9 protein-coding genes are annotated in these 11,738 nt (G+C 63.4%); all 9 read right to left on the bottom strand.

Annotated features, from left to right (window positions below):
• Positions 1-314: 314 nt before the first annotated feature.
• Positions 315-686: a hypothetical protein gene (locus IFU19_RS08240; RefSeq protein WP_191916648.1), complete on the bottom strand. Its 372-nt coding sequence runs from the start codon at positions 684-686 to the stop codon at positions 315-317.
• A 218-nt stretch (positions 687-904) separates the two neighbouring features.
• Complete coding sequence (locus IFU19_RS08235) at positions 905-2,263, bottom strand: O-antigen ligase family protein (protein WP_191916647.1); 1,359 nt, start codon at positions 2,261-2,263, stop codon at positions 905-907.
• A gap of 45 nt (positions 2,264-2,308) precedes the next feature.
• The gene (locus IFU19_RS08230) at positions 2,309-3,790 is read right to left on the bottom strand and encodes a lipopolysaccharide biosynthesis protein (protein WP_191916646.1); all 1,482 of its coding nucleotides are present in this window, start codon (positions 3,788-3,790) and stop codon (positions 2,309-2,311) included.
• Positions 3,783-5,681, bottom strand: coding sequence for a hypothetical protein (locus tag IFU19_RS08225; RefSeq protein WP_192013426.1), 1,899 nt, complete (start codon positions 5,679-5,681; stop codon positions 3,783-3,785). Before IFU19_RS08225 ends, IFU19_RS08230 begins: the two co-directional genes overlap by 8 nt.
• A gap of 152 nt (positions 5,682-5,833) precedes the next feature.
• Positions 5,834-6,847, bottom strand: a complete 1,014-nt coding sequence (locus IFU19_RS08220; RefSeq protein ID WP_191916644.1) for a glycosyltransferase — start codon at positions 6,845-6,847, stop codon at positions 5,834-5,836.
• Entirely contained in the window at positions 6,829-7,929 is a 1,101-nt protein-coding gene (locus IFU19_RS08215; protein WP_191916643.1) for a glycosyltransferase, read from the bottom strand. The genes IFU19_RS08220 and IFU19_RS08215 overlap by 19 nt, the downstream gene beginning before the upstream one ends.
• Positions 7,919-8,812, bottom strand: a complete 894-nt coding sequence (locus IFU19_RS08210) for a glycosyltransferase (protein WP_192013425.1) — start codon at positions 8,810-8,812, stop codon at positions 7,919-7,921. Before IFU19_RS08210 ends, IFU19_RS08215 begins: the two co-directional genes overlap by 11 nt.
• Before the next feature lie 892 nt (positions 8,813-9,704).
• The gene (locus IFU19_RS08205; RefSeq protein ID WP_191916641.1) at positions 9,705-11,264 is read right to left on the bottom strand and encodes a hypothetical protein; all 1,560 of its coding nucleotides are present in this window, start codon (positions 11,262-11,264) and stop codon (positions 9,705-9,707) included.
• The gene (locus IFU19_RS08200) at positions 11,261-11,737 is read right to left on the bottom strand and encodes a VanZ family protein (protein ID WP_191916640.1); all 477 of its coding nucleotides are present in this window, start codon (positions 11,735-11,737) and stop codon (positions 11,261-11,263) included. The genes IFU19_RS08205 and IFU19_RS08200 overlap by 4 nt, the downstream gene beginning before the upstream one ends.
• Position 11,738 lies beyond the last annotated feature (1 nt).

Here is an 11,738-nt window from a genome sequence, read left to right as displayed (position 1 = left end):
TGGAAATAGCGCACCCAGGGCGAACACGACACGATCGACCCGAGGGAAGCCCCACCGTCCGAGGGATCGGATTTTGGATCTCATCAAGGCGTCTCCTCCGACGATGGCGCGGTTTTCCGCAGTGGATTGAGCCCGTGAAGCCGAGCGCTTGTGCACCGCTCCCCAGATCTCTGGGAGGTGCATCCGAAACAGGTGGACTGGCTCGGCACGATGCGGATGCAGTTGCGGCGGGCCAAGAACTAATCTAGACCGATTCCCGTACTGTCCTCGCCAGGACGTCCGCCGTGAATGAGGGCTACCGGGCCGGGCAGTCTTCATTCAAAACGTATCGATTCTGGGCACAGCAAGTGCAGCGCAGCGAGGCGTGACACGTCGTTGTTCAGATCTCGTACGTCGCCATCTCCCTCGACCACATTCACGTTGGAGATTTGCACGCCGGATTTAATCTGCTCGCAAGCGTTCCGACCGATCTGCAAGACGGTTGATTCATCAGGGACGTCGCCTCGCCACGCGGTGCCCACAGCGTCGAGGAACTGGCTGTCACCTGCTTCATACGTCTGCTCATCCCGCTCCCCGGCATCTCCGCCCGGTACCGACGGGACAACTTCATCCGCCGGAGCACCCGGATCCGCGGGTGGAATGGAATCCGATTCATCCGCAGACGGGGCTGAAGTGACGCTATCCACTGGCTGCTCGTTATCGGTCGGGGCGCCCGACTCCGGGGGAGAGTCCGAAGCCCCTTGACCCGTTGAGGTACTCGAACCGTCGGACGACTGATGATCCTGTCCATCGTCCGGTGCGACCGCCGACCCGCTTCTCGACACCTCGGTGCAACCGGACAGCGCGAGAGAGAGGATAAGCAGTAATACAATCATTCTGCGCATGACGGTGACCTTATCCCACCCTAGAGAGTCTGTATACGTTCCGATGTTGGCGAGGCGATGGCGCTTTTCTCGCCGAGGCGCGGAGATGCCAGAGCGAGCAAAGCACCAAGGATGGGCCACCAAATCTGCGGTACTCCGTTCGTCGAGAACGGCGAATTGATCAGGCAGGTCACCAAGAGGCCCACGAGGACGACGGTGAGTGGCGTCGTCGCAGTTCCGATTACGCGTCGCGCGCGCCGTAGGACGATGAACATCGCGACCAAGAGCCCCAAAAATGCCGCGAGGTCGACAAGTCCACCTCGAACAATGAGTCCCAGCCATTGCGACTCGGGCGAGTTCCACACCAACATCGACGGGAAAACAGACCAATTGTCTGGGAACGTGTATGTTTGCTGACCCCACCCGGTCAAGGGCCGCTGTTCGATGGCCGGGATGGTCTCCGTCTGCCATATCCGAACTCGGTAAGCCACGGTAGAGGGCAACCACCGCAGGGACTCGTCCGTGTAGCGACTGACGACTGCCTGATCTTCGAGTCGTTGTTCGATGCTGGAGCCGAAGATCTGCCAAGCGATCAGACCTCCGCCCGCGGCCACGACGAGATAGAGCGGATTGACCTTGAGCCGCAGGATGGTCACCAAGATGACAGCGGCGCAGACGGCGATTGTTCCGAACGTGAGGGTCGAAACCTGTCCGACGAAGAGAACGACGATGCCGACGACCGCGATGCCTCTGCGTCCCAGTCCCTTCTCCCCTCTCGACATCAATATCTCCAGACAGAACAGAGCGGTCGCTACGCAGAGATACCCTCCAAGCGACGTCCAGTGGCCGATCGTGCTCGTGGCGCGCAGATCGTCACGACCGGCGTCAACGCGGTTCTGGAGTCCTCCCACGCTGACGTTCTGCAGAATCCACTCCATCACCCCCGGGAAGCGTATGAGCTGCAGGACAGCCACAATGGCCACGAGAATGGCGGGCAAGGCGAGATAGAAGCAGAAGGTCCGGAAATCCTGCCGGGATCGTATGACTAACCGAGCCGGAAAGGTAGACAGATACAACAGAACGAGAGTGGTCATCGCTCCTGTTGCGACGGAGTGCCCGAGATCGGAAGCGTTGAAGATCTCAACCACGGCTCGGATGAAGATCAGCGTGATCATCGCGAAGTCGAACGGGCCCAGAACCAGACGTGCAGACTCCCGACCGGCATGAATGAACGCGATCGCGAGGGCGACGACGATCAGCATGGTGCTGGGGGACGGTGCTGACCCCAGAGCTTCCGGCCAATGCACGCTCACGATGGCAGCAGAAAAACCCACAAGGGCGCCGACGATGCGCACTGTCCCCGACCGCGCGTCTGATCGCTTCGAGAGGGCTGTCGTCATGGTTCTATCCAATGTTCCGAATGCCTTTCGCCGCGGCGCCGCGGCTCATCTTTTGAACTTACCGACAATGGCTCGCTTCACCAGCCCGACGATGGAAAGGACATCAGCGCGAAAGTGTGGCCAGATCGCACAAACCAGGAGCATGGACAGCGCCATGGTTCCGATGCCGATGGCAGCTTGCGCCCACACGGACAAACCGGTGGTGAGGGTCCACACTCCGTAGGTCGCCGCCGCCGCCGCGACGTAGGCCAGAGTGATAGCACCAACGCTTCGCGCCATACGGCCCACGGGGGCCGCACGCAGGATCCGCAAGTAGATGAGGCTCGCAGGCCAGGCGATGACGAGTCCGATCGTGTACCCCCACACCACTCCGTACAGACCGAAGGGCGCTCCAGCGACGACCAATCCGATCTGCAGGGGTCGCATGACCATTGCGTAATAGAGATGCTGTCGAGTGAGCCCTCGCGCGAGGAAGACCCAGTAGGCGGCGTAGGCGGCGCTTTCCGCCACACCGGCGATCGCAAGTATCTGGAAGATCGGGACGACCGATCCCCACTGCGGGCCCAGCACGATCTCGACGAGAGGGCTGGCCAAGGCAGCCGAGAGAGAGAAAACGAGCAGCACGGCGTGAAGCAACATCGACTGGCCGCGGATAAGGAAAGCGTCGAACCGGGTTGGCTCCGACTGCACTCGCGAAAGCACCGGAAGAGCGACTCTCGTTGACGGCGCATTCAACTGAGCAAGCGGGAGGGTCAGGAGCTGGTATGCACGGTTGTAGGCTCCCAGCTGCGCAGCACCCAAGTTGGCTCCGATGATCACCCCGCTAAGGTTCTTGGCGCCGTACGCCAGGGCGTAAACACCAAGAAGGTTCATTCCGTATCCGAAAAAGGATCGAATGCTTTCGTTCCGCGTGTACAACCCCGGAATCCAGCGCGCAACGGAGACAAGGAACGCAGCCGCGACAGCGGCCTGGGTGACCTGCTGCACGACCAGCGCCCAGAATCCCCACCCCAGCAGACCCACAGCGATGCCCGCCGCAAGCCCGACCCCTTGGCCCGCGATCTCCGCGGCGTTCAGCTTGAGGAACTGGAGGCGACGAGTCAAGTCCGCGCGATACTGCGTTGACAGTCCGTTCAGGAAGAACGTGATCGACAACGCCTGGGTGATTGGAACCAAGTCGGGTTCCCCATAGAGCAAGGCGATGGCCGGCGCAAGGGCTGCGGTGACTCCCGTTAGGACCAAGCCGATGAGGGTGTTGACCCAGAACAGATTGTCGCGCTGACCGCGGGTAAGCGTCGGCGCCTGCACGGCGGCCATAGAGAGCCCGAAATCACGGAAGACCTCGGCGATGCCGATTATCGCCGTCACCATCGCGACGAGGCCAAACTGCTCGGGCGTGAGGATTCGAGCGAGTGTGACGATCGAGATGAACTGCAGCCCGATCCGCAGCCCCTGCGATCCCAGGGTCACGAGCGCGCCGCCCGCGGCCGACCTGCCCAGGTTAGATCCAGAGCTGTTATCAGACACGGACTGTCCGGTCCGCAAGTGACCGGTAAAGCTCACGGTGACGCGCACCGATCGCTTCCCAATCGCGCTGCGCCATGGCGGGCGTTCGCTCGGTTCGCGGAGCTTCCGACCACGCGAGACCCCGTCGCAAGACTTCAGAGGTCATTTCGCCGTCGAACAGCTGCATCCACTCGGGGCCCACTTCTGCGGCGATCGCCTCATTCACTGCAGAACGAGGTACCAGAACAGGACGTCCGAGTGAGAGGGCGACGAAGAGAGCACCAGAGTTATTCATCTCGAGATATGGAAGGACCACGAGCTGTGCACGCGTCACCTCCGCAACAAGTTCCTCATCGGCGACGAATCTCAAGTCGAGCCCGATCTGCGTGATCCCTGCGGCCGCTTGGACTATCTCGGCCCGCAGCCAGTCCTCCTGGGGTCTGCCCACTACGGACAGAAACTCGCCCGGTCGCGCTGTCTCCGCGAAGACCTCAATGAGGCGAGGAACGTTTTTGTAGGGGCGGATCAAGCCGAAGAAGACGACTCGGCTCATCTCCATCTCGCTGTGCGGGTGACGTGCGAAGCGTTCCTTGTAGTGCCCATGCGGGATGTACACCGTCGGGACCTTGAGCGGAGTCGACTGGGCGGGGTTGAGTGCGACGCTCACGCTCACGCGGTCCAGAAGAGCGCGCACACGCGATTGCTCCCCACCGCTCGCCGCCTCGTGCGGATCGAGGTTATGCATCGTCCACACCACCGGTGTTCGGCTCAGCCGCAGCCGGAGGATGAGTAGCCGCATCGCTGCGCGCTTACCCCAACCGCGCGCCCCGCGAGATGCCCGCGCGAGATACTCCGGCCAATGCACATGGAAGATGTCATATCTTCCAATGAGCGCTCGGTGCCATGAAAAGAATGAGACTTGCACGTCGGGCGCCTCGACCGCAGCCATGTGATCGGCGTACCGAGTAACCGTGCCGTCAGGCGCCGCCATGGAGTGCAGCACTCTGGCCGGGCGTCCCCGAACGGTTTCTTCGATCCGAGCGGCAAGAGCATCGAGCTGCGACGATGCGTCGCTCACGGCTCCGAGGATGTCCTCCCCAGCGGCGACGGCCTTTCGAAGGGCCCGGCTCGCGTTCCCGGAACGAAGGTCCTCGAGGTCGATGCTCGGCGCCGCCAGACCAGCCGCGTCGAGCGTACGTCGTGCCTTCTCCACCGAGACGAACCCGAACGGGACGGGTATCGCGCCCTCCGTCGCGGCGATGATGAGACCATGGACGCGATCGCTCAGGATGAGCTGCGTCCGCGCGTACACGGATCGCACGCGGGCTTCGATGTCGGCGTGATCCCCCGACCCCCACTCGACGAAATCGCAGTTCAGCTGCTGCGCGAGCGCACGACCGGGCGCGTCATCGGCTGCGACTTGTGCAACCACGATCGGACGCAGGTTGAGCTCGACACTAATATCACGCAGAGCGCTGACATCATCAACGGTCGGCTGAGCACGATCTCCACGGAACGACAACGCAAGCAGGTCGCGCGGCACCCCCTCTGTGGCGAAACGTGGCCCCTCACCCATCGCCCAGTCAGGAAAGACGGACCCCTTGCCGATGAAGTCGCGACTCCATTCGTCGCGCCACGTCACGATCTCGCAAACCCGCGCGGTCGCTCTGATACCCATGGGCCAACGCCCCACCGGACGACGGATGCCGACTCCAGTTTGATGCACGGCGCCTCCGCGCAACCGGAGCAACAGGCCCTCCACGACGAAGGCGGTGCGCATAAGAAGCGAGCGACGATCTGCGATCGCTTCACCAGGACTCATCAGAACAACGGTCCGTCGTAGCAACGAGCTCCGCACGATCGCCAGGTGCCATCGCCATTCCGACGTGTACGCGGTGGTGCGGTTCGACATCTCCAGACCAGCGAGATATCCCCTGTCCCCGCGCCCGACGTACGCATGGACTGCGTTCTGGGCTTCCAGACGTCGAAGAAGGCCACGTCGGAGGACAGAGTCACCGAGGTTGGATGCAAGCCCCTCCGCCCACACGAACACCCTGGGGGACATCATTTGCCCCCCGTTGAACGTCGTTCAGCTTCGCGCTTGCGCGCGTCGACGACTCGCAACGCCATGCTCATCACAGGTCGATAAGCGAACCATCCGTAACGTAGGAGAAGCATTTCAGCTCCCACCCTGGGGCGACGACGGAAAACGGGCAGAAGAGGGATACCCCGGAGTGTGCGGCGGCTGAGACGCATTCCTTCGTCGAAGATCTCGCGTGGCGAGCCCTGTCGCAGCGGGACAAAGACCAATGCGTGACAAAAAAACCAACAGGTGAAGAACTGCAGGAGGTTCGTGTCGCGGTCGAGGCCAACGCGCCCGGCTGCGTTGAGCATCGTCTCTCGGCCGACCATGAAGTTGCCCAGTTCGACCCGCCGCCCCCGGGTGATCGAACCCGTCCTCTTGATGTAGTGGTACCGGACATCCGGAATGGTCTTCACCTTCGATGCGCGCGACACCATGGCCGCCACGCCGCAGAAATCGGATTGCGACGTCAGAGGCGGGAACGGATCCACTCCCAGTACAGACGTGCGGATAAGCTTGCTCCACAGATAGCCGTGGACGAGTCCCTCGAGCATGAGCCGAAGAGCTCCCGCGGCGTCGAGATCCTCGGCGCGATCTATTCCATCGACGATGCGACCCGGTACATCAGGTCTGGTCCGGTAATCAGCGCGGCTGATCAAGACGTCTGCATCCTCAATGGCCGCGCGGTAGTGCGAGAGCGTGCCGGACTCCCAGAAATCGTCGTGATCCACGAACCACACGAATTCCGTGCGCACCATGCCGACAGCGAGATTGCGTGACTTAGCAACACCGAGGTTCTTCTCGTTTCGAATGAGGAGAAACCGCGAATCTCCGTGTGTAGCCCGTTCGACAGCCTCAGCTGAACCGTCTGTCGAGGCGTCGTCGACGACGATAACCCGGTCGTCGACTCCGAGTTCACCTCGCATCTGGCGCACAAAATCGTCGACGAACTCAATGCCGTTGCGAATCGGTGCAATCACTGTGACAGATGGCACGATGCCCCCCTTGTCCGGTCGATTATCGAGCGGTAGCCGGCCAGGACCGCCCCATAGACGACCTCGGCCGTCGCGTGGCGACTGACGTAGTCGGATGCCAAATCTATGGAGTGCCCGACCTCGACCGAGGTGGCAGTCCCGCCGATGACGGCCTCAGCGAGGGCCTCGTCGGACACATCTGACGGCAATAGCGTACCGCGACCCTCGGCCAGCAATTCGCCCATGCCGCCGTGTGCAAGACCGACCACTGGCCGCTCTCGTGCGAAAGCCTCCAGAATCACCAGCCCTAAACCCTCCCACCGTGACGTCATCAACAAACCATCCGCAGCGTCGAGCTCCTCCGTGACACGATCACTCGGGCCTACGAAGGTGACTGGAGCGTCGAGCTCCAGCGCGAGTCTCTCGCATTGTCCGCGCAGCCCGCCGTCCCCCAACCAGCGAGCCTCGACAGGTACGCGACGGGCCGCGGATGCGATAGCACGAATGAAGCGTTCCGGGTCTTTCTGCTCCTCCAACCGTCCAATCCCAAGGATGCGACGAGGCCTGCCGGCCTCGTCGGGGCGCGGATAGGGCGGCTCGCTCGAGAGATTGAACGGCACACCACCCACCACGTGGATTGTGGCGGGATCACGCCGATAGGTGTGGACGATCATGTCGCGCACCTGATTACTTACAGCGAATGTCATCGGAGCACGAAACGAAAGCGCCTTGATACCGGTGTTGGGCAATGTGTTGTGCGCGTGCTCGACGACCGGCGTCCTCGTCACGGCGCCCACGATAAGGCAGCTGAGAGCGTCGCGGCGTTGATGAGCGTGGAGAACGTCCGGCTTTTCCCGACGCACGATCGAGAGGAGCTGCATCACTTCGCCGAAGAAGCCTCCCGCCTGCGCCTTTCCCACCCAGCGGTCCGTGGGCTCCAGTTGACGTTCGAGAGGTCCACCGTGGCTGACGAGCAGCGCCTCGACGTCATGCTCCTCCCGCATCCAGCGTGATAGCGCCAGCACCACGCGTTGAAGTCCGCCACCGTTCAGGGTGTTGAAGACATGGACGACCCGAAGCGGTCTGTCGTTCCTAGCGGTCATCGGATCTGGCCACTCGCTTCATACTCGCTTCGAGAATGGCCGAAGCAAGATCACCGTTCGCCTCTGTCACTGCCGCGACGCCTAGTCGTTCAACCAGAGTCGATATTTGGCCTTGATGGTCGTCGACGTGCTCTCTCCGCGCCGAACGGCGCGGAACGACCACCGGGAACACTCCCGCATCAAGCAGCGCCAAAATCGTACCGACGCCAGCATGAGTGACAACAACGTCCGCGTTCGCACACGCGAGCGTGAAATCGTCCGCACTCATGTACTGATTGACCATGCCTGGCAAGTCTGAACGCGATGTCTCTCCGATCTGCCACACGGTCCTTTCGTCTACCAATCCGGAGGCCAGAAGTCCGTCGATGAGCGCGTCGAAGCGATAGGGGTGGATCGTCCCGAGTGTGACGAATACGGTGGGGCGGCGCGTATCATCGCCTGCCGCATCTACGCCGGGCGGCTCCCTGTGGTGGGCAACGAACTGCCCGAGGACCGGAGGAAAGGGTCGCCAGCGCGCGTCGGCCCAGGACGAATGCTGCGTCCGCAGGCTTGCCGCCCGCGTTGCGCTGATCATTCGACCGGTGAGCGACGGGCCGTTGATTCTCGAGACGCTCTCGATGTAGTACGTCGGGATGCGGCGCACACGCATCTGGGGGAGGACCGCGAACGCCAAACCTGCGCCCGTACTCACGGCTGCGTCGAACGACATGAAACGTGTGGTTCGTGCTGCGAGAACCCAGGCTCGCAGGGCTTGCCGCCATCCCCGGGGCGGGATGTAGGGGACGAATCGCGCATCCTTACCTGCGAGCAGCGACCGACTCTGCGGGCTGTCGAACGTTATCCATACGGAATCGTCGCTGGCACCGAGGCGGTCAGCGATCATGTGGAGTTGCGCGAGGTGCCCCCCGGTCGATGCTACGAGAAGCAGCCGACGACGTTTTGTCCAGGTCAGCAGGGGGTCAGAGAAGCCCGGGGCGCCTTGAGATCGCCGCCTCACAGCATCTTCCTCCCTTCGCACGCGGTGTAGTGAAAACCTCATAGCTTCTCCCCCATTGAGCATTCCAAACATCTCGCGGTAGGCCGCTCGCCATTTTGTCATCAAATCGCCACCTGCCACACGCTGCCGGGTCCCCACGGACGAGAATCACCTGGGTGCGTGCATTTTCAGAAAGTCTGCTCGTCGCGCGGTGGGAGGCATTGCGGCACGTCGGCATGGCCCGAACGCCGCCCGAGCAGGCGAGGGCGACAAAACACGCGTGAGACTCGACGCATGGAGCGCGACGAACAACCCGTCGATGGATCGCGCGCGAGACTGAACCCCCCCCGTATCGGGCCTCTGCTGCGCCGGCCAAAGCTCCTCACCGGTCGCATCAATCGCAGAACGCAACCGCCCACCTTTGCGTCGCCTCGATATGCCGGCGTCGCCGGAATAACCTTGTCGTCGCCACGGTAGAAATATATGCGAGACAGGATCGGCCCACGCGCGCAGTCCGGTTTTGGCGATGTTGAGCGTCATCGCGAATAGACTACCCGGTCGCATAGTCGGCTGCCGGCTGCGTTTACGCGCACGAAGGCTCCGAACTCGCTGCCTGGATGGAGAACATCGCACCTCGCTCAAACCGGACCCGGCGATATCAACCTGCACCGCGCCATGTCTGGAAGCCGCCGGGACTCCACCCCCGACTCCTACCGCATGCGAATCCGCATGATGGCCCAGATTTCTCCTGCAGAACGGGGAGGGTGATCTCTGCCTCGTCTTCGTACTTCGCCTTCTCCTAGGGTGGTGTCGAGGACAGGTGGGTCGTTACCCGCTGCCAGAACCGAACACCGACGACGTCACCCTGGAGCTGATAGGACGCGACGATCCATGGCGCCAAGCCCGCGAAGTGATCCTTGTCGGCCGAGCATTCGATCGAAATGCCGCACGACAGCGGAGACTCCACGATGAGGGCGGGCGGGAAAGCAGTCACGTCCGCCAGGTACTGAGCCGACAGGCCCTCGTACCCCTGCTCGACGGGGAGCGAGTACGTGATCGACGTCGGCGACAGCCGCTGGGCCGCGGCGAGGATCCACGTCTCAGCGCCGTGCACGAGCACGCGATCGTCGGGGCTCGTCTCGGCCAGAACCCGATCGACGATCTGCGCCTGATACGAACCGGCGACATCCACGCCCGCGTCCATCGTTGACCGAAGCCCCTGCACAGCCGTTGCGGCCGAGCTGGAGACGACGAGGAGCGAAAGCGCTGCGAGACCCAGCGCCCGGAGGACCCGGCGCCGTGGAGCCTTTTCGGCCCTCCACCACTCCCCTGCCGAGGGACGAAGCCGGTGCACCGCCGCGACGATGGCGACCGCGAAACCAGCGATCGCCACCACCAGGTAGTGCGGATAGGGGCGCCCCGACGCCATCTGCGAGAGGGCATCGACGGCGCCGACGGCCAGGAACACAACGACGACCGCCATGTTCGCCGGGGCGGCACCCCGTCTTGCGCCTCCGAGCGCCATCCACGCGCCCACGACCACGAGCGCCGTCGCCACGACCGCGCCCGAGACAAGAAGTTGCGACAGGGTGGCGAAGGCGCTCACGCGCTCGCCGAGCGGCGTACCGCCCGAGTAGAAGAGGTTGTAGCGCAGGTACTGGTCGACTCCGGCGCGCAGCGCGTCCCCACCCCAGAGCCAGAGCGTCAGTGCACCCCCGATCACCGCGACCACGGCGACCACGGCGCCCAGGAACACGAAGCGCCGGCGCAAAGCGATCACACCGAGCACGGCCAGCACGGTGAGCCCCGCCACATTGTTCATTCGCGTGAACAGTCCGACCGAAAGGGCGAGCCCGACGACGAGTCCGAGGCCAGCCGCCACGCGGGCTGAGGCCTCGCGTCCGTGCCGGAGCCCGACGTGCGCGGCCGCGGAGTACGCGGTCAGCTGGAAGGGGAAGAGCCACGTCTCGGTGAAGTTCCCGCCCTCGAAGACCCCCAGGTAGGTGACGCCGACGATCAAGACCACCAGCGGAGCCCAGCCTCCAATCCACCGCGACCAGATGACCCCGGCGATCGACAGGCCGAGGAACAGCACGAGCGCCTCGAGGAGGGGCGCCCCGACGATCCCTCCCCCCAACCGCCACGCCGCCGTCTCGATCGCCGCCAGGAGGGGGCCCTTGTGATCCCACGAGTCGACGTACGGCATCCCCCCGCGTGAGACGACCATGCCGGTGTAGAGGAAGACGCCGGAATCGCGCGTGATGTGACCCGAGAGGATCATCGGTACGTAGGCGAGCGCGCTGATGAGGAGAGCGGATGCCGCGGACAGCAGCGCCGCGCGCGAACGGAGCAGGCTCACGCGGCCGGCTCCCGGACGCCCACGACGTTGCGCTCGCGCCACTTCTGCAGCACCCTGCGGTCACGGATGTGCACCGCCGCCACCGTGATCGCCGCGGTGACCACCCCACCCCACCCGCCGATGGTGTTGGCGATGACGTCGTTCACGGTGGCGAAGCGCGCCGGCAGCACGAAGAACTGCAGCGTCTCGATCGTCGCGGACAGGGCAGGCACGAGCGGAAGGGCGATCCAGAGGAAGCGTGCCGGAAAGAGGAGGGAGAGGAAGTACCCCACCGGTACGAAGAGAACGATGTTCGCCGAGAACTCGAACCAGCGGTACCCGAACCATCCGGGAACGCCGTTGCGATGAAGCACGGACAGCACCCGTTCGATCGCGCTCTCGTAACCCTGATCGATCGGCGTGGGCGACATGGTGACCACGAGCACGAGAGCCAGGCAGAGGCCCAGTCCCGTTGCGGCAATGAGAAGGCGCACG

The organism is Microbacterium sp. CFBP 8794 (assembly GCF_014841235.1).
GTDB lineage: Bacteria > Actinomycetota > Actinomycetes > Actinomycetales > Microbacteriaceae > Microbacterium.
This window is presented reverse-complemented; position numbering and strand designations above follow the sequence as displayed.

Coding starts and splice junctions, on each gene's coding strand:
- IFU19_RS08215 (WP_191916643.1), bottom strand. CDS start 7,929: ATGACCGCTAGGAACGACAGACCGCTTCGGGTCGTCCATGTCTTCAAC.
- IFU19_RS08225 (WP_192013426.1), bottom strand. CDS start 5,681: ATGTCGAACCGCACCACCGCGTACACGTCGGAATGGCGATGGCACCTG.
- IFU19_RS08210 (WP_192013425.1), bottom strand. CDS start 8,812: ATGATCGCTGACCGCCTCGGTGCCAGCGACGATTCCGTATGGATAACG.
- IFU19_RS08235 (WP_191916647.1), bottom strand. CDS start 2,263: ATGACGACAGCCCTCTCGAAGCGATCAGACGCGCGGTCGGGGACAGTG.